The organism is Paraeggerthella sp., from assembly GCF_048427265.1.
GTDB classification, from domain to species: Bacteria; Actinomycetota; Coriobacteriia; order Coriobacteriales; family Eggerthellaceae; genus Paraeggerthella; species Paraeggerthella hominis.
In genome coordinates, this window is the sequence record NZ_DBFOSR010000096.1 from 18,355 (window position 1) to 40,378 (window position 22,024).

Sequence of the window (22,024 nt, forward strand, 5' to 3'; positions counted from 1 at the left end):
TTGGCCGCATGTTTGCGGTATCCTATTGCCATCAGGTACGATTGGGTGAAAGGGACCGGCGTGATCAACCGCTACACGCGCCCCGCAATGGGGGCCATCTGGGAGTTGCAGAACAAGTTCGAAATCTGGAAGGAGATCGAGGTGCTGGCGTGCGAAGCCCAAGCAGAGCTGGGCCAAGCGGGCATCACGAAGGAGGAGGCTGCGTGGATTCGCGCGCATGCCGATTTCACCGTGGAGCGCATCGACGAGATCGAGAAAGTGACGAACCACGACGTTATCGCCTTCACCACGAACATGGCCGAGTACATTGACGCTGACGTGCCGGAGGGCCAGGAACCTCCCAGCCGTTGGGTGCACTACGGCATGACTTCGTCCGACTTGGGAGATACCGCTTTATCGTACCAGGTCACGCAGGCTATCGACATCATTCTTGAGGACATCAAGCAACTGGGAGAAACGTGCAAGCGTCGTGCGTTCGAGTTCCAGAACACGCTGTGTGTCGGTCGCACGCACGGCATTCACGCCGAGCCTATGACGTTTGGCATGAAGTTCGGTAGCTGGGCTTGGGCGCTCAAGCGCGCGCAAACGCGCATGGAAGAGGCGCGCAACGTGGCGGCAACGGGCGCGATCAGCGGTGCGGTAGGAACGTATTCCAGCATCGATCCGTACGTGGAGCAGTACGTGTGCGAAAAGCTGGGCCTCACGCCCGATCCGCTGTCCACGCAGGTGCTCGCACGCGATCGTCATGCGCAGGTCATGGCTGGCCTTGCCGTGACGGCGTCTACGCTCGAAAGCATTGCCATGCAGGTGCGCTTGCTGCAGCAGTCCGACGTGATCGAGGCCGAAGAGCCGTTCACGAAGGGCCAGAAGGGCTCTTCCGCCATGCCTCACAAGCGCAATCCCATCACGGCCGAACGCGTCTGCGGCCTGGCGCGCGTGGTGAAGTCCAACGCGCAGGTGGCTTTCGACGACGTGGCCCTGTGGTATGAGCGCGACATCAGCCACTCCGGTGCCGAGCGCGTGGTGCTGGCCGACAGCTTCACGGCGCTTGACTACATGTTCGGCAAGATGCAGTGGATGCTGGATGGCTTGCAGACCTACCCCGCCAAGATGGAGCACAACCTGTGGCGCACCAAGGGTCTCATCTTCAGCTCGAAAGTGCTGCTTGCGCTGGTGGACACGGGGATCAGCCGCGAGGATGCGTACGTGATCGTGCAGCGCAACGCCATGAAGGTGTGGGAAGACATCCAGAATGCGGTGGACGGCCCCACGTACCGCGAGAACCTCGAGGCCGATCCCGAAGCCAAGTTGTCGAAGGAAACGCTCGACGAGATCTTCGATCCGTGGGACTTCCTTACCCGTAAAGACATCGTGTTCGATCGTCTTCAGGAGCTGGAGTTCTAGCTGATCGCCGGGACGCAAGATCGCATGGTAACGAAGGCCCTTCACGTACGGAGGGCCTTCGTGGTTCATGGGCTGCCGGCCGGAGTTTGAATGCCTGCAAGTTGCGGAGCCTTCGCGATCGCTTCCGCGCGTTTCTGGCGTCGGATCCAGATGAAACTGGCGCGGCATTCCCGGTCTGCGTTCTCGAGCTAGCGTATAAAACGGACCCTTTTTGCGCGCATGAACAAACAGCGCAGGTCAGAGCTCTGGCGTTTTCCCGACGTCTGAAGGCGACGCACCGAGGGGAGCGCAAGCCCGTCGATTCGTGCCAAAATGCGGGCCGCGAGCCTCAAGTTGCGAGCTGCAAGCCGCCCGCCGCAAGCGGCAAACCCTGAATCGCATTCGACGGTGCGCCGACCTTCGGCTTCGGAACCGATCTGGGAATCGCTTGCAGCTTGTTCCCGGCTTACGCCGTCGGCGTCCACACGCGCACGCGGCAGCACTTCACGGGTTCGCCGCCAAGCGGAACGTGGTCGATGTTGGCGAACGTGACTACGGTGTCGTGCGATCCGGTGGAGGCAAGATACTCGCCGTAGTCGTCGGCTCCGCTCTCCACGTCGAACGCGAAGTACTCGTTGGTCGCAAAATCAACTCCGCATACGGCGGTCGTGGACTTCACCATGAAGTACTTGCCGCACCATGCTGGCGGGGCGGACGGCGCGCGGCCGAACCAGAACCACGGCGCGTTGCTGTAGTCGGCGTTCGTTGCGGCGGCGGTTGGGGTGTACGTTCCTACTTTGGAGATGCCGTCGCCGTAGTCGTACCCGGCATCGAACGAGAACGTGAATCCGGTTTTGCCGTACCCTGCCTCTAGCGGCTTCATCGAAACGGGAAGGGCTAACGAGTCTTTCACGTTGCCGGAATTTGCATCGATGCAGGTCAATTGATAGTGAATGGACGAGGTGTCGGTGCGGGGCGTGATTATCACAGAGTCGTTCGACGCATAGGGTGGCGTTGCCATGCGTCCGCGCGAGGTGTATACCACCTCGGTGTCGGATGCTCCCATGGTCGCACGCTTGAGCAAGGAGCTTTCCGCCTTCTTTGCGCCTTTCGGCTTGGGAAGCACTTGCCAGAACGCACGATTTCCAACTGCGGCGATGGACGGCGTCTCGTAGTCGGCGTTGCCTTCTTCAACCAGCACGGGCTCGCCTATGCTGGTGCCGGCAGAGCGCGCTGTGTAAATGCGCCAGATGCCGTCGAGGATGTCCGCCTCGGTCCAAACCAGTCCCGAAGACGTTGCGCGTACATCGTAGATCTCGAAGCCCTCGTCAAGGCCCACGGCTCCCTCCAGAACCGTGGTGGAGACGCCTGATCCCAAGGCCAGCAGGGCAACGTGCGTGAGCGGCTTGGCGCTTTCGGCGGGAAGCAGGCAAGCGGCTACGTGCTCGTCGTTCGCCCACACGAGCGTTCCGTAGGGCAGCTCGAAACTGCCGGTCAGGCTCATGCGCGTGCGGTAATCGTCCACGTTCGCGAGCGAGTCCGATGAGGTGACGGCGCTAGCGGGGACTTTGAGCACGGTCAGGTCGGCGTCGGGGTCTTTCTCCATCTGCTGCGCGACCACGGCAGCTCCGCCGCCGACCGCGGCCAACGCGCCGATTCCCAGTGCGCCGAACAGGAAGTGCCGTCTTGTCAGCAGGATTTCTCCGCCGCTTGGCGTGGGGATGCGCGGGCCGCTCGTATTGCCGCCGGTGGTTGCGCGGGGAGTTGCGTGGCTTGTGCCGGGAGAGGTCGTGCGTCGATGAGCCCCGCCGGATCTGACGTTGGTGCTGCCGGTTCCGTACCCGGCAACGTTGCCGACGCTCGGGGCTGCTCCGCGGCTGCTGCCTCCGCTTCCGGTGCCGAATCCTGCGACGTTGCCTACATGCCCGCCGCGCGCATTGGCCTTGCCGCCCGCGTAAAGCGGTGCGCTCTCCGAGGCGGCGCGCCTGTTCGCGCGTCGTTTCGAAGCCGTGCTGGGTTTGGCGTGATTAGCGTGTGTTGATCTGCGGGTTACCATGGTGTTTATTGTGTCATTTCCTGTACAGGTTCAAGTGCCCTCTTGCGTAATTGCTACAATAAACGCAAACACGACCACCGCGTTTTCACCTGGTCGCTTTAGAGGAAGCGGGCCACGGCGGTGGTAGCCACCGAGCTTGAGGAGTGATCCATGAGCAACGAAACACGACGCATCTTGCTGGTTGAAGATGAAAAGGCCATCCGCGATGCGGTGACCGCGTATCTCGAGCGCGAGAATTACTGGGTAACGGCAGTCGGCGACGGCCAGGAAGCCCTCGAAGAATTTTCAAAGCACCATTTCGATCTGGTTATTCTTGACCTGATGCTGCCTCGCGTTCCGGGCGAGCGCGTCTGCCGCGCCATCCGCGACAATTCCGATGTGCCCATTATCATGCTGACGGCCAAGGGCGAAGTTGAAGACCGCATCATCGGTCTGGAGCTGGGCGCTGACGACTATCTGGTAAAGCCGTTCAGCCCGCGCGAACTGGTTGCCCGCGCTCGCGCGCTTCTGCGTCGCGTGCATGCCGATTCGGAGCCTCAGCGCGAGGTTTTGGAGTTCGGCGAGCTTACCATTGACGTTTCGGGCCACAAAGTGCTTGTCAACAATGAGGAAATCGACCTGACCGCGAGCGAGTTCAAGTTGCTCACAACGCTGTCCCGTTATCCGGGTCGCGTGTATTCGCGCATGGAATTGGTCGAGAAGGTCCTCGGTTACGACTTCGAGGGCTACGAGCGCACCATCGATTCGCACGTGAAGAACCTTCGCGCGAAGATCGGCGACAACCCGCGTAGCCCGAAGTGGCTGCACACGGTGCATGGCGTGGGCTATCGCTTTGAAGACCCCACGAAGGTCTCCCAGTAGCCTGCAGCGCATCGTGAGCGACGCAATCAACGAACGAGCTTCGACCGGAACGTCCGTTTCTTCCGATAGATCGGCAGAGCGTGTGACGGTCGAAGCTGATTCCGGCACAACTGGACCTGTTGTCGTGCCCCATACCGGGGCCGGCAGGAAGCGCGGGCAGAAGATCCTTTCGTGGGAGAACCTGACCTACACGACGCGCGTCACCGCCGCCTTTGCGTTTATCGCCGTAATGACGGCGCTTGTCGCCATTGGCGTGCTTTCCTTTGTTTGGGAGCAGCATTTCCAGACGTATTCCCAGGACAACATGAAGTCTCTAGCCGAAAACACCGCTCACAAAATCGAGGAATCGTACCGCGAGGTCGGCACGCTTTACAGCCGGGATGTGCAGGCTATTGCCGAATACGCTCAAAGCTTGAGCAGCGGCGTGGGCATTGTGGTGGTTGACAACATCGGGCAAGCGGAAGTCTACAACTCCGCCCGGATCAAGATGGGGGATTCTGGTGCCCCCGCTCCGAAGGACGGGCCTTCGCTTGATGGGGGGCCGTCGCTTGCGCCGGGCATGAATTCCAACGGCATGGAGCACGCGAATATCGTCGTTGATGGTGTTGCCATCGGGTCCGTGCGCGTATGGGTGTACGGATCGGAGGCTTTGGTAACCCAGGCTGATGAGGAGTTCCGCAACAATTCCTACCAGGCGATGGTGTTTGCCGCGGTGCTGGCCATCGTGCTGGCTTCGTGCATCGGTTTTTTGTTCGCACGCACGCTGGTTGGCCCTATCAACCGCATGACCAGTACGGCAAAAGCTATCAAGGAAGGCGACCTGTCCGCCCGAACCGATTTGCACGGCGAGGACGAGATCGCGCGGTTGGGTGAGACGTTCGACGCCATGGCCGATTCCATCGAGCGCGACCGCGAATTGGAGCGCCGCCTGACCACCGATGTTGCCCATGAGCTGCGCACGCCGCTCATGGCCATCCAGTCGACGGTCGAGGCTATGGTGGACGGCGTGTTCGCTGCCGACGAGGAGCGCCTGGAAACGGTGAACTCTGAGGTTCAGCGCCTATCTCGCCTGGTCGATGCCATTCTGCGCCTGTCTCGCTTGGAGAGCCGTTCCACTCCCATGAAGAAAGAAATCGTGGACGTGGGCGAGTTGATCAACGGCATCGTGTCCACGCACGAAGCGTTCGTGTCCGACTCGGGGCTTACGCTGTCCTACGAAATGGAGCGCAACGTGTGCGTGCTCGGCGATGCCGACATGATTCGCCAGGCAACCGCCAACCTCATTTCGAACGCGGTGCGCTATACGCCCGAAGGCGGTCATATCTCCGTACGCGTGAGGCGCGGCGAGATCATGGCGGCTATTCAAGTGGAGGACACGGGCATCGGCCTGTCGCCCGAGGAGGCCAAAATGGTGTTCTCTCGGTTCTGGCGAGCAGACGCCGGGCGCACGCGCGAAAGCGGCGGTTTGGGCATTGGCCTGTCCGTGGTGAAAGAGATCGTGGATCGCCATCACGGATGGGTTCAGGTGGAGGGCGCCAAGGGCAGGGGAGCGTGCTTCACCATTCATATTCCGCTGTATAAGGACGAGGGGCAGCAAAAGGGCCAAAAAGCGCAAAAATCACGTGGAAAGTCCCGTAAAGACCAGAAATAGCCATTGAAATAGACGATAATAACGTAGGTTGAGGGAACTATCGCGCGCGAGCTATCCGGCTCGCGCTGCGTTGTTGAGAGAGCAATGAAAGGACCGGCATGACGGGGATTGACATCAAGCCCGATGCGCAGGGTAAAGTGCGCGATCTGTACGATCTGGGCGACAAGCTGCTGCTGGTGGCGACGGATCGTATTTCTGCGTTCGACTACATCCTGGAAGACGAAATTCCGCACAAAGGCGCGGTGCTCACGCAGCTGTCGTGCTTTTGGTTCGAGCTTTTGGACGGCGTGGTGGAAAACCACCTGATTTCCGCCGACGTCGAGGATCTTCCCGAGCAGTTCAAGCCCTACGCCGACTACCTGCGCGGACGCTTTATGCTGGTCAAGAAGGCCGAGATGTTCCCTTCCGAGTGCATCGTGCGCGGCTATCTGGCCGGCAGCGGCCTCAAAGAGTACCAGAAGCAGGGCACCGTGTGCGGCATCGACTTGCCCGAGGGCCTGGTGAATTCGTCGAAGCTTCCCCAGCCCATCTTCACGCCGTCCACGAAGGCCGAGATCGGCGACCATGACGAGAACATCAGCTTCGATCGCTTGGTCGAGATCATTGGCGAAGACGACGCGACGCAGCTGCGCGATCTGTCTTTGAAGGTGTACACCACGGCGCGCGACCATGCCGAGAAGCAGGGCATCGTGATTGCCGACACCAAGTTCGAGTTTGGCCGCCTGGACGGCAGGATCATCTTGGCGGACGAAGTGCTGACGCCCGACTCGTCCCGCTTCTGGCCGGGCGACGAATACGCCGAAGGCAAGGATCAGCCTAGCTTCGACAAGCAGTTCGTGCGCGATTGGCTGACCGCGAACTGGGATAAGACGGGCAACCCGCCGCGTCTTCCTCAGGACGTTATCGAGAAGACCAGCCAAAAGTACATCCAAGCCTACGAGAAGATCACGGGCCGCGCGTTCGCGTACTAGCCGCGCCCGCTTCGCCGAATCGCAAGTAACCAACAAGGAGCAACAAACTCATGACCCAACGCAATCCCATGAACGACCGGTACCAGACTGACGAGCATCAGGGACAAACGCGCAAGAGCGCTGCGTCCGCGAAGCCCAAGTCCAAGGCCGCGGCTTCGGTGCGCGTGCAGCCCACTCAGAAGACCAAGCAGCAGAAGAAGGCCGAGCAAAAGGCCGCTCGCGCAAAGCAGTCGCAGATCGATCGCCAGTACTACAATCCGCCTACGCCCCAGTACAAGAGGCTGCGCAAGATCTGGTGGGGGCTTTTGATCGGCGCGATCGCCTTGACGGCCCTTTCGTGGGTTGGCCGTTCCTTCCTGCCGGAAGTGGGGACGTACATTTCGTTGGGCTTGGCGTACGCCTGCATCATCGGCGCGCTGTACGTGGACTTCTCGAAGATCCGCAAGGTTCGCCGTGCCTATCAAGAAGAGATGATGAGCAAGAAGTCCAAGGAGATGCGCGCGCAGGAAAAGAAGGCCAAGGCTGCTCAGCGCGCCGCGAAGCAGCAGGAGGCTGAAACGCCGGAGGTTGCCGAAGAGGCTCCGAAGAAGCGCGGGCTGTTCGGCAGCGGCTTCAGGCTGAAGAAGGCCGAGGAGACGAAGGCCACCGAGCAGGATGCGAAGCCTGCGCAAGATTCCAAAAAGTAAGGGGACCCCATGGTTTCTCGTGTCTACGTAGAAAAGAAGCCCGGTTTTGACGTGGAAGCCCAGCAGCTTGCGCATGAGCTGCGCAGCATTTTGGGCGTCGAGGGGCTTGAGAGCGTGCGTTTGGTGAATCGCTACGATGTGGAAGGCGCAAGCGACGAGCTATTCGCCCAGTGCGTTCCCACCGTGTTCAGCGAGCCTCAGTCCGACACCGCGACGTTCGAGCTTCCGCAGGCTGATGGCGCGCACGTGTTCGCCGTGGAGTACTTGCCGGGCCAGTTCGATCAGCGCGCCGATTCGGCAAGCGAGTGCATGCAGCTGATCAGCCAAGGCGAGCGTCCCGACGTGCGCAGCGCGAAGGTGTACGTGCTGTCCGGCGACCTTTCGAACGAGGATGTCGAAGCTATCAAGCAGTACGTGATCAACCCCATCGAGGCGCGCGAGGCGTCGCTCGAAGAGCGCGACACGCTCAAGATGGAGCAGCCGGTTCCCGGCATGGTGGAGACGATCGAGGGCTTCCTTGATTTGGACGAGGCAGGGCTGGCAGCGTTCATAGCCGACCGCGGGTTGGCAATGGACCTGGCCGACATCGTGTTCTGCCAGCAGTATTTCGCCGAAGAGGGCCGCAATCCCACCATCACCGAGATCAAGATGATCGACACGTACTGGTCGGACCACTGCCGTCATACCACGTTCGGCACCGAGCTCACGAACGTCGAAATCAACGACGCGGCGGTGCGCGCGGCGTTTGAGAAGTACCTGGACATGCGTCATGAGCTGGGCCGCGATCATAAGCCGGTGTGTCTTATGGACATGGGCACCATCGGCGCTCGGTACCTGAAGGCGAAGGGCGTGCTGACCGGCCTCGACGAGTCCGAAGAGATCAACGCCTGCACCGTGAAGGTCAAGGTCGACGTGGACGGCGAAGAGCAGGATTGGCTCTACCTGTTCAAGAACGAGACGCATAACCATCCGACGGAGATCGAGCCGTTCGGCGGCGCGGCCACCTGCGTGGGTGGTGCCATTCGCGACCCGCTTTCGGGCCGCAGCTACGTGTATCAGGCCATGCGCGTGACGGGCGCGGCCGATCCGCTGGTGCCCGTGTCCGAAACGCTGCCGGGAAAGCTGCCGCAGCGCAAGCTGGTGACCACGGCTGCCGCAGGCTATTCGTCGTACGGCAACCAGATTGGCTTGACCACCGGCCAGGTGAACGAACTCTACCATCCCGGGTACGCGGCAAAGCGCATGGAGATCGGCGCGGTCGTGGGCGCTACGCCGGCTGACCACGTGCGCCGCGAAACGCCGGCGCCGGGCGATGTGATCGTGCTTCTGGGCGGGCGCACGGGCCGTGACGGCATCGGCGGGGCCACGGGTTCCTCGAAGGCCCACAACCTTGATTCCCTTGAAAGCTGCGGCGCCGAGGTCCAGAAGGGCAACGCGCCTGTCGAGCGCAAGATTCAGCGCCTGTTCCGCCGCGGCGACGCGTGCCGGCTTATCAAGCGCTGCAACGACTTCGGCGCGGGCGGCGTGTCCGTGGCGGTGGGAGAGCTGGCCGATGGCCTGTTCATCAACTTGAACAAGGTTCCCAAGAAGTACGACGGACTGGATGGCACCGAGCTGGCAATCTCGGAAAGCCAGGAGCGCATGGCCATGGCGCTGGCGCCCCAAGACGTCGATGCGTTCCTGGCGCTTGCGCGCGAGGAGAACCTCGAGGCTACGCCTATCGCCGAGGTCACTGAAGAAGCGCGCGTGCGCATGGTCTGGAACGACAAGACCATCGTGGACGTGAGCCGCGACTTCCTGTCCAGCAACGGCGCGCCGAAGCATCAGGACGTGCGCGTGGTCGAAGGCGGCTGCTACGAGCGCTCTTGGCCGGGCTCCACGCTGGCCGAGCGCATGCGGGCGCTGGTTACGGACATCAACGTTTGCTCGAACAAGGGCCTGTCCGAGCGCTTCGACTCCACTATCGGCGCGGCTACCGTGCTCATGCCGTTCGGCGGAAAGCACCAGCTTACGCCGAGCATGGCTATGGTTGCCAAGCTGCCCGTAGATGGCGAGACCACCACGTGCAGCGGCATGTCCTGGGGATTCAACCCGTACCTGACCGAGGCGAACCAGTTCACCGGTTCGTACGTGGCAGTGGTGGAGAGCGTGGCGAAGCTGGTGGCTGCGGGCTTTTTGCGCAAGGACATGTACCTGACGTTCCAAGAGTACTTCGAGCGCCTGCGCGACGAACCCGAGCGCTGGGGCAAGCCCGCGGCGGCGGTTCTGGGGTCGCTGATGGCTCAGATCGATCTGGGCGTGGGCTCGATCGGCGGCAAGGACTCCATGAGCGGCAGCTTTGAAACGCTGGACGTGCCGCCTACGCTGGTGTCGTTCGCGACGGCGGTGGGTTCGGTCGAGCGCGCGACGTCGCCCGAATTCAAGGCCGCCGGCAATCGCGTGGTGCGCATTGCCCCGCGTTACGCCGAGGACGGCGTCACGCCGCAGATCGATGGATTGCTGGAAGCTATTGCCCTGGTCGAGCGCCTGATCGGCGACGGCGCGGCTTTGTCCGTGTCTACGCCCGGATATGGCGGCACGGCGGAAGCCCTGTTCAAGATGTGCGTTGGCAACGGCATTGGCGTGAAGCTGGCCGATTGCGTGCAGGCCGATCAGCTGTTCGCTCCCGCTTACGGCAGTTTCCTGGTGGAGATGCCCGCGTGCGTCGAACTGCCGGATGCAAGCGATGCCGTGTGCGTGTCCGAGCTGGGCCAGACCGTTGACGAGTACGCGTTCGAGGCTGCTGGCGAATCGATCGACCTTGCCGGTTTGCAGGAGGCATGGGAAGGCGCGTTGGAGCCGGTGTTCCCGTATCGTGCCCAGGGCGAGCCGGTCAAAGCCGTGAGCTTCACGGACGGCGCTCCGCTTGTGTACAACGGCACCATCGCGAAGCCGCGCGTCATCATCCCGGTGTTCCCGGGCAACAACTGCGAATACGACTCCGCCCGCGCGTTCGAACGCGCAGGTGCCGTGGCCGAGACGTTCGTCATCAACAACCTGACGCCCGAGGCGGTTGCCGAAAGCACGGCGGAGCTGGTTCGCCTTATTAAGAACAGCCAGATCATCATGCTTCCGGGCGGTTTCTCCGGCGGCGACGAGCCTGACGGTTCGGCGAAGTTCATCACGGCGTTCTTCCGTGCTCCGGCAGTGACGGAAGCCGTGCGCGATCTGCTGCAGAACCGCGACGGCCTCATGCTGGGCATCTGCAACGGTTTCCAGGCGCTTGTGAAGCTGGGGCTGGTGCCGTACGGCGATATTCGCCCGATGGACGAGGATTGCCCCACGCTTACGTTCAACAACATCGGCCGTCACCAGAGCCGTTTGGTGCGCACGCGCGTGGCGTCGAACCTGTCGCCTTGGATGAGCCGGTGCGAAGTGGGCGACATCCATACAGTGGCGATCAGCCATGGCGAAGGCCGGTTCGTGGCGAGCCCCGAGTTGCTGGAGCGTATGGCCGCCAATGGTCAGATCGCCGCGCAGTACGTTGACGATCAGGGTGCGCCTTCCATGGGCTTGGATGTGAACCCGAACGGGTCTGCTTGGGCGGTCGAGGCTATCACCAGCCCCGATGGTCGTGTTCTGGGCAAGATGGGCCATACCGAGCGCAGCGGTTACAGCCTGTACAAAAACGTGCCCGGCAACCTGTACCAGCCCCTGTTCGAGGGCGGCGTGGGTTACTTCACGGATTAATCGATTCCGCGTACAGCGTGTTTGCAGGGGCCGGCGTACTCACGAGGTGCGTCGGCCCTTGTTGCATAGACGGGTCGCTCTTCCTGCCAAATGGGTGAAGTTGTCGGGGCGATCGTCGGCCTCGGTTTACGAGGCGTTCTTCGTTTTCGGTGCAAGCCAGCCCGCAACGCCTCGCGCTGCGTCGTGGGCGATCAGGTTGGTCAGCGTGCCCAGCGCGCTTACCAGAATGTCCCGGTTCGCCTGATCGAGCGCTTTGGCGGCTTCGACCAGCAAGGCTATGGACTTCACCCCGCCCATCAGGATGTCTGCGGCATCGAGCGCGCTCGATGCTTCGATGGCCCTGAACGCGGCCTCGACCACCTGCCGGGTTTTCTCGGGGGAGAACCCGGTCAGCCATTGCTCCATGATCGCGTGGGTCGAGAGGGACGAATCTGCCAGCTGATCGGCGTAGACGAAATCGGTTCCCTTAACTTCCCAGTTCAGCACGCTGTGCTGCATCATACCGTGATCTGCGCTGTGCACCACGTGCAGGGGCAGTTCACGCGGCGTTTCCAGAAGCATTCCCACGATGCACTCTTGCGGCACCGTCTTGTGCACGCGATCGCGGATGATCGAGAACGCGCGGTCGTCGACGGCTCCCGCCCGAAAGCCGGGGCCATCGTGGTCGTATATGCGTTCGATACGCTCTTGGACTTTCGGCGTTGCATGCAGAGCTGCGTATTCGGCCAGGTTTCCGCCTTTGGAATGGCCTCCTAGATACAGCCGCTGCGGCAGGCGGGGCGCGACGGCTTCCAGGTAGCGAACAGCCAGGTCTTGCGCGGGAACAGGGAATTGGTAGGTCATGTTGAAGTTCTCGCGCCATCCAGTGAACGACCGATCGGTGCCGCGAAACCCCACGTAGGCGAACTTTTTGCCGCAAACGAACGTCATAGCGGCGAATTGGGTTTGCGTCGCCTCGTCGAACACGCTTGCGCAGTCCTGTACGGTCATAGTGCGAAAGCGCGGGCTGGCTGCAAGGGCCAGCATGTTGTTTTTCACGGGCTCGGGCACCAGGCCCGTGAACAGGCTATCGTAATGCTCCGCCCGCAGCGCGTCGGTGAAGCGCACGGGCCGTACGGGACGGAGGCGATCCGCGACGGCTGCTCGAAGGCTCGGAGGTTCGCTCCATGCGCGTTTCATAGGGGTGATGTCTTCCATGCGAACCATGCAGAACTGCGAAAGGGCTGCCGAGTCCACCGGGTTGAACGGCTTCTCGTCAAAGGATGCGAATTCCGTTGCCAGGTAATCGAGGATGTTCATGCGCGCTCCTTCAGGGCAGATCGACCGCTTGGTGCCTGCCTCTAGTGTAGCGCACCAGCTTCCTGCGCGCGGTGAGGGCCGCTTTTATATGGGAAGGCCCCGACTGCTGAATGAGCTGCGCAGCCGAGGCCTTGAGAAACGTCGAGCACCGTTGTCCTACGCGTAGATTTCCTTTTCCACCACCAGGTCGTTCTTGATCTTGCCGACCAGTTTCTGCAAGGCGTCGATGCAGTTGGGGCGGATGTCGGCGCCGATCAGAACGTACATGATGGAGTCGCCCACGCCCAGCACTCCCTCGTTCAGCCATACGCGCACGTAGTATACGCCCGGCCAGGTCAGAGCTTCCTCAACGGCTGCGTCTACACCAGCGGCGTCGTAGGAGAACTCCACCTGCGCAACGTCGCCCAGCCCTTCGACGCCTTCGCGTACCTGCTGTTTCGGGGTGATGCGCACCACGCCGTTGTGGGTGAGAAACATGCCGCACTGAGCGGCCTTCGGATCCTGCTTCGCTTCCTTGAGCCACTGATCGATAGAGGGTTCCTGCTTGGCCATGAGCGAGCTCCTTTCTGTCTGTGCTGCATAGTATACTCTATTGAGGATTATAGAAGCTATAAAGTCATAGCAAGTTGATAGGGAAAAGTTGCCTTTTTTACGGATGGAACTCAACCCTGCAGAGGTACGGCGTGCGTGCAAGGCTTCGTGTTTTGCTGCGCATTCCGGTTCGCCTGCGCCCCGTGCGCCGATGCGGGCTTCGCCCGGAAGCGCGGTGACCGAAGCGGCTTGGCAGCGCACGGCTTTCTCCTGGCTCCAGGGTATCCATTCTACGAAAATTTACGCTCTGCACCCGGGGAAATGCAGCAAGGCTGGTAGTATGAACCCCAATCACAACAGCCGGCGACGGGCCGGCTCTGCCGACGGGCAGGTCGGCGACATCAAGGGAAGCAAACAGGCAGAAAGGTAGGCGGACCTATGGCTTTGCCCGCATCCGATTTGAGCAAGCAGCCCGACAACCGTACCACCATGGAGCTGGGCGCGGTGCTGCCGCGTACCGCCGAAGTGCGCGACGACCACTTGTACGTAGGCGGCGTCGACATGGTGGAGCTGGCGCGCGAGCAGGGCACGGCTTTGTACGTCATGGACGAAGCGGACATGCGCAGCCGCATGGAGTCCTACCGCGAGGCGTTCCGCAGCCGCTATCAGAATTCCGATATCGTGTATGCCAGCAAGGCGTTTCTCAATAAAGAAGCGGCTCGCATGGTGGCCGACGAGGGCCTGTGCCTTGACGTATCGGGCGGTGGCGAGCTGGCTATCGCGCGTGCAGTGGATTTTCCGGCCGAGCGCGTGTTCATGCATGGCAACAACAAGACGCCGCGCGAGCTGCGCGAAGCCATCCAGGCGGGTGTCGGCCGCATCATCATCGACAGTCGCATCGAACTCAAGCGCATCTCCGAGATCGCCGGTGAGCTGGGCGTCGAGCAGCCTATCTACATGCGCATCACGCCAGGCGTCGAGGCCGACACGCATCAGTATATTCGCACGGGTTGCGAGGACTCGAAGTTCGGCTTCACCATGCGCGAGGATTTTGCGTTCGGTTGCGTGAATGACGTGCTGGCTGCGCCGAACGTGCGTTTGGCGGGCCTGCATTGCCACATTGGCTCGCAGATCTTCTCGCTGCACTCCTACCCCGAGGCCGTCGAGGTCATGGTGGACCTTATGGCCCGCATCGAGCAAGAGTACGGTTATCGCATCGAGGAATTGGATGTGGGCGGTGGTCTGGGCATTGCCTATACGGCTGACGACAAGCCGGCCTCCATCGACGAGTTCGCCGAAACGGTGACCTCGTCCGTGCTCGCCGCGTGCCAGAAGTACGGCGTGGCTGAGCCGCGTCTGCTCACCGAGCCGGGCCGCAGCCTGGTGGCTACCGCCGGTGTAACGCTGTATACGGTGGGCATTATCAAAACCCTGCCGAACATTCGCAAGTACGTGGCGGTTGACGGCGGCATGTCCGACAACATCCGCACGGCGCTGTACCACGCCGATTACGAGCCGGTTATCGCCAACAAGGCGGGGCAGCCGCGTACCGAGATCGTCACTATTGCGGGCAAGCATTGCGAAAGCGGCGACGCCGTGGTCATTGACATGCCGATCCAGCATCCTGACCTGGGCGATATCGTTGCTGTCTTCGGCACGGGCGCGTACTGCTACACTATGGCAAGCAACTACAACGGCCAGCCGAGGCCGGCCGTCGTGTTCGTGAGGGACGGCGAAGCGCGCGTGGTTACGCGCCGCGAAACGTACGATGATCTGATGAGCCGGGACATTTAGGAAAGGGAGAGCGACATGGCGGTTAAACTTGGCTTGGTGGGCACCGGCACGGTGGGCGGCGGATGCATCGACATCCTGAAGAACCACCGGGAGGACTTCAAGCGCCACTACGGTGTTGACCTGGAGCTGGTGCGCGTGTGCTCGCGCAATCCCGAACAGGCCATCGAACACGGCGTGGAGGATATCTTCACTCAGGATTACCAGGACATTCTCAATGATCCTTCAATCGATATCGTTATCGAGCTGATCGGCGGCACTACCGTGGCGCGCGATGTGGTGCTGGGCGCGTTGCGCGCTGGCAAGAACGTGGTCACGGCCAACAAGGCGCTCATGGCTACGTATGGCGAAGAGGTCATGCACGCTGCGGACCAGGCGAACAAGGAGATCGCGTTCGAGGCGAGCGTGGGCGGCGGCATCCCCATCATCGATCCGATGAAGCATTCCCTTATCTCCAACGAGATCTCGTCGGTCATGGGCATTGTGAACGGCACGACGAACTACATGCTGACCCGCATGGTCGAAGACGGTTTGAGCTACGACGATGCGCTCAAGGAGGCGCAGCAGAAGGGCTTCGCTGAGGCGGATCCCACCGCCGACGTGGACGGTTTCGACGCTGCCGCCAAGATTGCCATCCTGGCCTCCATCGCATTCAACTCGCGCGTGACCATCGGCGACGTGCATACCGAAGGTATTCGCAACGTAACCACTATGGACCTGGACGCGGCGCGTGATATGGGCTATTGCGTAAAGTTGCTAGCCCTTGCTCACCGTACGGCGCAGGGCATTGACGTGCGCGTGCATCCCACTATGCTGCCGCTGACGCATCAGCTGGCCACGGTCAACGGCGTGTTCAACGCCATTTACGTGACGGGCGATGCCGTGGGCGAGACCATGTTCTTCGGCGAGGGCGCGGGTTCGGGCCCGGCTGCGAGCGCTGTGATGGGCGACGTGCTGGAGGTGGCGCGTCATGTTACGTTGGGCGTGGGACCGCTTGTGGGTTGTACCTGTACCGATAGCCTGCCTATCGTTCCCATGGAAGAGCTCAAGACCAAGTATTACATCCGCTTCAAGGTGGCCGACCGCTCGGGCGTTCTTGCCTCTATGGCCGGCGTGTTCGCCAAGCACAACGTAAGCGTGTACTCGGTGGTGCAGCGCGGCAAGAAGGAAGGCGGCACGGTGGATCTGGTGTACGTGACGCATACCGCGTGCGAGAAGAGCGTGCGCGACGTGCTGACCGAGATCGCGCAGCTTGACGACATCCTGCGCGAGGAGCCCAGCGTCATCCGCGTAGAAGACGAGTAACAGCTAGCTTGCCCGGTTGGCAAGTTGCTCCGATTTTTTAGCAGCGTATGCATGCGGCCCTGACGATATTGATCGTTGGGGCCGCTTCTTGTATCGGGGCGATGCGCGTTGCTCGCGTTTCGAAGCCCTCGCCCGGCTTGATTCTAGTATCATATTCATCGGAAGATCGTGCGCGGGTGGGCCGCGCCGCATACGGATAAGGAGCCGGGCATGGAGCAGTACAAGCAGGAGTTCATCGAGTTCATGGTGGAGAGCAAGGTGCTCAAGTTCGGCGAGTTCACGCTCAAGAGCGGCCGCAAGTCTCCTTTCTTCATGAACGCCGGCGCCTACGTGACGGGCGACCAGCTGCATCGTCTGGGTTTGTACTACGCCCGCGCCATCCATGACAATTTCGGCTTGGACTTCGACGTCGTGTTCGGTCCGGCCTACAAGGGCATCCCCCTGTCGGTGATTACCGCCATGGGCATTTCCGAGCTGTACGGCAAGGAAGTTCGCTATTGCTCCAACCGTAAGGAAGTCAAGGATCACGGCGCCGATGCGGGCAATCTGCTGGGATCCGACCTGCAAGACGGCGATCGCGTGGTCATGGTCGAGGACGTGACCACCTCCGGCAAGTCCATTGACGAAACGTATCCCGTGCTCAAGGGCGCGGCTGACGTGGACATCAAGGGGCTTATCGTGTCGCTCAACCGCATGGAAGTGGGGAAGGGCGGCGTTGTGACGGCTCAGCAAGAGGTTCAGGAGAAGTACGGGTTCCCCGTGGCGTCCATCGTCAGCATGGCCGAGGTCACCGAGTACCTGTACAACCGCGAAGTGCAGGGAGGCGTGGTCATCGACGACGCCGTGAAGACGGCGCTCGACGCGTATTACCAGCAGTACGGCGTGAAGTAGCCAAGTGCCCGCGGTTGCCGGTCCCGGTGTGCAGCGAAGGACGGGGATCGCTGCTGGATCGCTATCGGCAAGGGCCTTGCGCGCGAAAAACCGTCCTCGCTGGCAGCTTTTTGCGGTTTGAGGTCGTCGAGCCGGGCAGCGTTTTCATCGTTGCCCGGCTCGCTTTTTGTTTTACCTGGTCACGGCGGCGGATAGCTGAACCGCGCAGGCGCAAGCGCTTCTCCTGCGGAATCAAACGACCTCAAACCGTCAAAACCTGCCAGCGAGGACGGTTTTTCGCGCGCTGACAGTCGTAGAACGGCGGGGACCCTTCCCGGCAGCGAGGGCGGGACTTGCTATCTGCGGTTGCTCGCGCGCTTCATGCGCTGCGGAACGTGCGAGCAGCGTGCGAACGCCATCTTTCAAGCGCCCGAAGGCAGGCGTTGGCTTCGGAGGTAAATATCCTGCAAATTCGCGTTTCCGGTCGCTCGTCCGACGGCGGGGGTTTGCTAAGATTTGCCCGAACAAGAAACCTTGCCGCAGCGACGTGCGTTGGTCGCTCGGCGTATCCGCGAAAGGACCCCCCACCATGAACCCATCTTCGATCGGCATCGTGTTCGATTGCGACGGCACGTTGCTCGATTCGATGTGCGTGTGGCGCGAGATGGAAGCCGAGCTTGCGCGCCGCGCGGACGTGACGCTGACTGAGGACGACAAAGACGTGCTGACCACGCTCACCATTCCTGAATGCGGCGCCTTCTTCCATGAGCGATTCGGCTTGGGAGCGTCCGGGAAAGACGTGGAGGACATGGTCGACGAATTCATGCTGGACTTTTATCGCACGCGCGTCGAGGCTCGTGCGGGGGCGCTCGCGTTCGTGCAGGAACTTGCCAGCCGCGGGGTCCGCATGACCGTCGCATCTTCAAGCCCTCAGCTGTATTTGCAAGCTGGCCTGGAGCGTTGCGGGTTTGCTCCGTATTTTGACGCTATCGTGTCGGTGGATGACGTGAATGCGTCGAAGCGCGAACCCGCTGTTTGGGACCGCGCGCGCGAGCTCATGGGCACGCCGCGTTCGTTCACGTGGGGCATGGAGGATTCGGTGTACGCCGTGCATACGCTCAGAAAGGCGGGCTATCGCACGCTCGGCATCTACGACTGCGACGTTTCCGGCACGTACGAAGAACTCGTCGAATCATGCGATCATGCGGTTCGCACGTTCGACGAGCTGGAGGTGGAAGCGTTCTTGGCTTGGAACGAAGCTCGATAGCAAGCTGCATTGCGGAAGGTTAGCGCCAGGGGTCTTCCTGGTACGTGGGCTCCGGTGCGGGCGGTCGATCGCTGAAAGGGTCGTAGCCGTCGTCGTCTTCGGTTGCCGGGCGAATGAATGGATCCGCCTGCTTTTGGGCGGGGGCGGATCCATCGATCGTTTCCGCGATCGGCGTCGATACCGGTCGCAGCGTGTAGTGCAAAACTCGTTCCTTCGCTTCGTCGCGTTGCTTACTCATGCGAAGAGTCCTCCTCGGTTCCCACTTTGTCCAGATCGTAGGGAGTGGTCTGGTAGACGTAGTAGTTCAGCCAATTCGTGTACAAAAGCTGCGCATGGGCGCGCCATGTTGCCGAGGGCTTTTGCGTTGGGTCGTCGTTGGGGAAGTAGTGCGCAGGCAGCGCCACCCCCATGCCCTTCGCCGCGTCTCGCTCGTATTCTTTCAGAAGCGTATCGTCGTCGTATTCGGGGTGGCCGAACGCGAAAAAGTGACGGCTGTCGACGCTCTTGGCAAGATACACGCCGGCTTCTTCCGATGTCGCGATCAGCTCGAGCTGCGGATGGGCCTCGATGTCTTCGGCTCGCACTTCGGTGTAGCGCGAATGCGGGGCGCGAAACGCGTCGTCGAATCCGCGAACCAAGGGCGACGAGGGCTTGTCCACCTGGTGCTCGAATACGCCTGACAGCTTGTTTTCCAGTTCGTGCTTCTGAATGCCGTAGTGATGGTAAATGCCCGCTTGCGCGCCCCAGCAGATATGGAACACTGAGTGCACGTTGGTCGTCGACCAATCCATGATAGCTGTCAGCTCGTCCCAATAATCCACATGCTCGAAGTCCAGCAGCTCTACGGGCGCACCCGTGATGATCATACCGTCGTATCGCTTGTCTTTGATCTCGTCGAACGAGGTGTAGAACGTCGATAAGTGCTCGCCGGACACGTTTTTCGCCTCATGGCTGATGGTCTGCAGCAGCTCGACTTCGATTTGCAGCGGCGTGTTCGACAGCTTGCGCATGATTTGGGTTTCGGTGACGATCTTCGTGGGCATGAGGTTCAGTAGCAAGACCTTGAGCGGGCGAATGTCCTGATGCATGGCCCGGTACTCGGTCATGACGAAGATGTTCTCGCCTTCGAGGATGTCGGTGGCGGGCAGGGAATCGGGGATTCTGATGGGCATGATGACCTCGCAATCTCGTCTGCCGCTTCATGCGCTGCGGCGGCGCTCAAGGCCGAGTGTTTTGGCTGAGTGTATGATACCGGATAATCAGATGACCTACCTATCCGAAGAAGAGATAACGCGTTATCGGAACGCCCCATTCCTTTTCCAACCTTCCTCGTTTTTCAGCCATGCCGCGTTCGTCCGGTCGTTCGTCGTGCATTGCGGGGCGAATCCGCCGGGGAAAATGGATACGATAGGGATGCGCTGCGACGTGCGGTGGCAATACGGTGCGAGACGGGAGGAAGCAATGGCGGGAATCGAGACGCTTATTGCGACGAAGGATACCGGGGAGCGTACGCTCTACTGTTTTTTGGCGGGAAGGTTGCGCCTGGAGCCTGAATACGCGCCGTTTGGCTACGACCGGATTCAGCTGTACCTGAACGTGCGCACCGAAAACGATGCGAACGCCGATGCCGCTTCCACTATTATCGCCGACGTCACGCTTACTCAGGGAGATTCCTCGGACGATCACGTGCGCATTATCGATTTCGTTACGCGCAAGGAGGACTTGGGCTGCGGCACGTTCGTACTGGAGGTGCTGTGCCTGATCGCCGATTACTACGGGTGCCGCGGAATCATGGGGGAGCTGTTCGAGGACGACCTGACGCGCAACAAGGAGAAGACGTTCGCGTTCTTCGGCAAACGTGGTTTCGAGGTCTTGTGCCAAGAAGATAACAAGGTTCATCCCTATCGCGTGCAGACCACTACGTATCGCGACCGCTTGCCGGAGGGTATCGTCCTTTCGCTTACGGGGCTGGAAAGCTGATTGCTTCACGTGGTTTCACGGCCCATGATCTGCCCATAGCAAATACTTTCTAGTCCTTCCTCGAACTCTTGAACGCCTGGTTACGCATTTGAGACTATGGCCCAAGAAGGTGATTCTTGAGACGAGGTGAGGATCATGGGGGAGGGTCTTGTGGCAGACGATCGGTCGTTGCTGGGGCGTGCTTTTTCCCTTGCGTCGAGAAAGTCGCAAACGCTCGAATCTATCGCGAAAGCCCTCGACGTTTCTCCCGAGGATCTGTCGTTGTGCTGGATCGTGCTCAATAAGCTGCGCCGCTGCCAGGGCAGAGCGCTGCCCGTTCCCTTCGCCGTGGAGCAATCTGCCGCAAGCACTGAAGCGCCGATGACGCAGAATTGGTACGCTCCCACATGGCTTTTGAGCAGCTTGCTTGAAACGTACCAGGTGAACGAAGGTTTGGCTGTTCACTACGCTCGCATTTTGTCGGATCCCGAGGGCGGGCATTACGAGTTGAACCTTGCGGCCGAAGAGGTTGCTGCTGCCGCGCGGTTGGAGTACGGCGCGTCCGACACCTTGCGGTTGAAGCGCGTGTGCGTTCAGGCATGCGAACCTGAAAACGGCGTTGAACTGCTTGTTTCTAATGCCGGAAACATCTTGCTGAACATCGAGGCGTATCGCGGTGAGCCGCTTTCCGCTTCGTTCATCGAGTCTTTGCATGCCAAGCTGGTCGAGGGCATTTCGATCAAAGAGGTATGCGGCGTCGAGTTTCTCGAAGCCGACGTTTCCGAGCGGCGTGCTTTGGCGCTGGAGTCGTTTTGCGCGACCTGCGAAGGAAACCACACGCTGATCAACGCGCTTGTTTCTCTGTACTACTTCAAAACGTTTCGTCTCTTTCCGGCGGGAAATTCCGTGCTCGCCTACATACTGTACTTTATCGTTTTGCATCGGGCTGGATACCACTTCTCCGCCCATATTCCCGTCCTTAAGCTGCTGTACTCCGATGACGAGAACTTCGTCGAGGACCATTGCCTTTCCGGAACGCCCGAAGATCTGGCTGTGGCTTGCGACGGGTACTACGATTGGACGGGTTATTTTGAGCGGGCCGTCGCGCTTGTGGTGGGCGAGCAGCGATGGACCATGACCAAGCTTGAGGGGATGCGGCGCCGGCGCGAGCGACTTCGCCTCATTATCGACGCTGACGAGTCGCTGAACTATCGACAAAAGGCGGTCCTGCTCGAGGCCGTTCTGCACAGCAACGCCGAGTTCACGTACGCAATCCACGTCCATCGGTACGGGATATCCTATCCATGTGCTCGAAGCGATTTCGCCCGCCTTCTTGATCTGGGGTTTTTGCGGCAGCATGATGATGGTATTCGGCACTTTTTCGTGGCTTCCGAAAAGTTCCACCTCACGTTTCTGCCTTACTTGCAAGAACACTGCTCCGAGATGTTTCTTCGATACTATCGCGAAGACGGATCGCTCATAGATGAGTTCAAAAGCATCGAGGACGCGTCTCTTGAATACAACCGAGACGTAGGGTTTTACGAAAAGTCCCTGCTGGACAAGACCTATATCGAGCATTACGACCATCGTCGCGCGCAAATCGCAGAATCAGATGGCCCGCAAAGACGCGGACAGTCGAAGGGATAGCTGCGCCAAGCGGCTGCG

At 60.7% G+C, this 22,024-nt stretch carries 17 protein-coding genes; 12 read left to right on the forward strand and 5 right to left on the reverse strand.

What is annotated here, in order from left to right:
- The first annotated feature begins 60 nt into the window (after window positions 1-60).
- Window positions 61-1,404: an adenylosuccinate lyase gene (purB, locus tag ACMNI9_RS08635; protein ID WP_216529218.1), complete on the forward strand. Its 1,344-nt coding sequence runs from the start codon at window positions 61-63 to the stop codon at window positions 1,402-1,404.
- A gap of 445 nt (window positions 1,405-1,849) precedes the next feature.
- Here purB and ACMNI9_RS08640 read toward each other — a convergent pair whose 3' ends face one another.
- Entirely contained in the window at window positions 1,850-3,439 is a 1,590-nt protein-coding gene (locus tag ACMNI9_RS08640) for a Tat pathway signal protein (RefSeq protein WP_225749794.1), read from the reverse strand.
- Between the two features lie 150 nt (window positions 3,440-3,589).
- Here ACMNI9_RS08640 and ACMNI9_RS08645 point away from each other — a divergent pair, with 150 nt between their 5' ends.
- The 5 genes from ACMNI9_RS08645 to ACMNI9_RS08665 all read left to right on the forward strand — a co-directional run bounded on the left by ACMNI9_RS08645 (window position 3,590) and on the right by ACMNI9_RS08665 (window position 11,337).
- Window positions 3,590-4,300: a response regulator transcription factor gene (locus tag ACMNI9_RS08645; protein ID WP_103264709.1), complete on the forward strand. Its 711-nt coding sequence runs from the start codon at window positions 3,590-3,592 to the stop codon at window positions 4,298-4,300.
- 82 nt (window positions 4,301-4,382) lie between these two features.
- Window positions 4,383-5,951, forward strand: a complete 1,569-nt coding sequence (locus tag ACMNI9_RS08650) for a sensor histidine kinase (RefSeq protein ID WP_231088319.1) — start codon at window positions 4,383-4,385, stop codon at window positions 5,949-5,951.
- Between the two features lie 98 nt (window positions 5,952-6,049).
- Window positions 6,050-6,922 (forward strand): phosphoribosylaminoimidazolesuccinocarboxamide synthase, encoded by an 873-nt coding sequence (locus ACMNI9_RS08655; protein WP_216529220.1) that lies wholly within the window; start codon window positions 6,050-6,052, stop codon window positions 6,920-6,922.
- A 50-nt stretch (window positions 6,923-6,972) separates the two neighbouring features.
- Window positions 6,973-7,608 carry a hypothetical protein gene (locus tag ACMNI9_RS08660; protein ID WP_114567838.1) on the forward strand — a complete coding sequence of 212 codons (636 nt, stop codon included), beginning with the start codon at window positions 6,973-6,975 and terminating at the stop codon, window positions 7,606-7,608.
- A gap of 9 nt (window positions 7,609-7,617) precedes the next feature.
- Window positions 7,618-11,337 (forward strand): phosphoribosylformylglycinamidine synthase, encoded by a 3,720-nt coding sequence (locus ACMNI9_RS08665; RefSeq protein ID WP_418831643.1) that lies wholly within the window; start codon window positions 7,618-7,620, stop codon window positions 11,335-11,337.
- Window positions 11,338-11,463: 126 nt separating this feature from the next.
- On the opposite strand, the gene ACMNI9_RS08670 is transcribed toward ACMNI9_RS08665, so the two are convergent.
- Window positions 11,464-12,636, reverse strand: a complete 1,173-nt coding sequence (locus ACMNI9_RS08670) for an Mbeg1-like protein (protein ID WP_418831645.1) — start codon at window positions 12,634-12,636, stop codon at window positions 11,464-11,466.
- A gap of 156 nt (window positions 12,637-12,792) precedes the next feature.
- On the reverse strand, window positions 12,793-13,188 hold the full coding sequence (locus ACMNI9_RS08675; protein WP_114567835.1) for a molybdenum cofactor biosynthesis protein MoaE: 396 nt from the start codon (window positions 13,186-13,188) through the stop codon (window positions 12,793-12,795).
- A 417-nt stretch (window positions 13,189-13,605) separates the two neighbouring features.
- Here ACMNI9_RS08675 and lysA point away from each other — a divergent pair, with 417 nt between their 5' ends.
- The 4 genes from lysA to ACMNI9_RS08695 all read left to right on the forward strand — a co-directional run bounded on the left by lysA (window position 13,606) and on the right by ACMNI9_RS08695 (window position 18,400).
- On the forward strand, window positions 13,606-14,961 hold the full coding sequence (lysA, locus tag ACMNI9_RS08680; protein ID WP_418831647.1) for a diaminopimelate decarboxylase: 1,356 nt from the start codon (window positions 13,606-13,608) through the stop codon (window positions 14,959-14,961).
- Between the two features lie 15 nt (window positions 14,962-14,976).
- Complete coding sequence (locus tag ACMNI9_RS08685; RefSeq protein WP_418831648.1) at window positions 14,977-16,263, forward strand: homoserine dehydrogenase; 1,287 nt, start codon at window positions 14,977-14,979, stop codon at window positions 16,261-16,263.
- 210 nt (window positions 16,264-16,473) lie between these two features.
- A complete protein-coding gene (gene pyrE, locus ACMNI9_RS08690; protein WP_418831650.1) occupies window positions 16,474-17,154 on the forward strand; it encodes an orotate phosphoribosyltransferase in 681 nt (226 codons plus the stop codon).
- A 568-nt stretch (window positions 17,155-17,722) separates the two neighbouring features.
- The gene (locus tag ACMNI9_RS08695) at window positions 17,723-18,400 is read left to right on the forward strand and encodes an HAD family hydrolase (RefSeq protein ID WP_216529225.1); all 678 of its coding nucleotides are present in this window, start codon (window positions 17,723-17,725) and stop codon (window positions 18,398-18,400) included.
- Window positions 18,401-18,419: 19 nt separating this feature from the next.
- Here the strand turns inward: ACMNI9_RS08695 and ACMNI9_RS08700 are convergent, their stop codons facing one another.
- Both ACMNI9_RS08700 and metA read right to left on the reverse strand, forming a co-directional pair.
- Window positions 18,420-18,638 carry a hypothetical protein gene (locus ACMNI9_RS08700; RefSeq protein WP_216529226.1) on the reverse strand — a complete coding sequence of 73 codons (219 nt, stop codon included), beginning with the start codon at window positions 18,636-18,638 and terminating at the stop codon, window positions 18,420-18,422.
- Entirely contained in the window at window positions 18,631-19,572 is a 942-nt protein-coding gene (metA, locus tag ACMNI9_RS08705; protein WP_114567829.1) for a homoserine O-acetyltransferase MetA, read from the reverse strand. Before metA ends, ACMNI9_RS08700 begins: the two co-directional genes overlap by 8 nt.
- A 289-nt stretch (window positions 19,573-19,861) precedes the next feature.
- On the opposite strand from metA, the gene ACMNI9_RS08710 reads away from it, so the two are divergent.
- The gene (locus tag ACMNI9_RS08710; RefSeq protein WP_114567828.1) at window positions 19,862-20,380 is read left to right on the forward strand and encodes a hypothetical protein; all 519 of its coding nucleotides are present in this window, start codon (window positions 19,862-19,864) and stop codon (window positions 20,378-20,380) included.
- 135 nt (window positions 20,381-20,515) lie between these two features.
- Complete coding sequence (locus tag ACMNI9_RS08715; RefSeq protein ID WP_418831652.1) at window positions 20,516-22,006, forward strand: hypothetical protein; 1,491 nt, start codon at window positions 20,516-20,518, stop codon at window positions 22,004-22,006.
- The last annotated feature ends 18 nt before the right edge of the window (window positions 22,007-22,024 follow it).

Bases quoted from the DNA above. Each gene is read 5' to 3' on its own strand.
- ACMNI9_RS08640 (WP_225749794.1), bottom strand. From the start codon at position 3,439: ATGGTAACCCGCAGATCAACACACGCTAATCACGCCAAACCCAGCACG.
- ACMNI9_RS08645 (WP_103264709.1), top strand. From the start codon at position 3,590: ATGAGCAACGAAACACGACGCATCTTGCTGGTTGAAGATGAAAAGGCC.
- ACMNI9_RS08655 (WP_216529220.1), top strand. From the start codon at position 6,050: ATGACGGGGATTGACATCAAGCCCGATGCGCAGGGTAAAGTGCGCGAT.
- ACMNI9_RS08660 (WP_114567838.1), top strand. From the start codon at position 6,973: ATGACCCAACGCAATCCCATGAACGACCGGTACCAGACTGACGAGCAT.
- ACMNI9_RS08665 (WP_418831643.1), top strand. From the start codon at position 7,618: ATGGTTTCTCGTGTCTACGTAGAAAAGAAGCCCGGTTTTGACGTGGAA.
- ACMNI9_RS08670 (WP_418831645.1), bottom strand. From the start codon at position 12,636: ATGAACATCCTCGATTACCTGGCAACGGAATTCGCATCCTTTGACGAG.
- ACMNI9_RS08675 (WP_114567835.1), bottom strand. From the start codon at position 13,188: ATGGCCAAGCAGGAACCCTCTATCGATCAGTGGCTCAAGGAAGCGAAG.
- lysA (WP_418831647.1), top strand. From the start codon at position 13,606: ATGGCTTTGCCCGCATCCGATTTGAGCAAGCAGCCCGACAACCGTACC.
- ACMNI9_RS08685 (WP_418831648.1), top strand. From the start codon at position 14,977: ATGGCGGTTAAACTTGGCTTGGTGGGCACCGGCACGGTGGGCGGCGGA.
- pyrE (WP_418831650.1), top strand. From the start codon at position 16,474: ATGGAGCAGTACAAGCAGGAGTTCATCGAGTTCATGGTGGAGAGCAAG.
- ACMNI9_RS08695 (WP_216529225.1), top strand. From the start codon at position 17,723: ATGAACCCATCTTCGATCGGCATCGTGTTCGATTGCGACGGCACGTTG.
- ACMNI9_RS08700 (WP_216529226.1), bottom strand. From the start codon at position 18,638: ATGAGTAAGCAACGCGACGAAGCGAAGGAACGAGTTTTGCACTACACG.
- metA (WP_114567829.1), bottom strand. From the start codon at position 19,572: ATGCCCATCAGAATCCCCGATTCCCTGCCCGCCACCGACATCCTCGAA.
- ACMNI9_RS08710 (WP_114567828.1), top strand. From the start codon at position 19,862: ATGGCGGGAATCGAGACGCTTATTGCGACGAAGGATACCGGGGAGCGT.
- ACMNI9_RS08715 (WP_418831652.1), top strand. From the start codon at position 20,516: ATGGGGGAGGGTCTTGTGGCAGACGATCGGTCGTTGCTGGGGCGTGCT.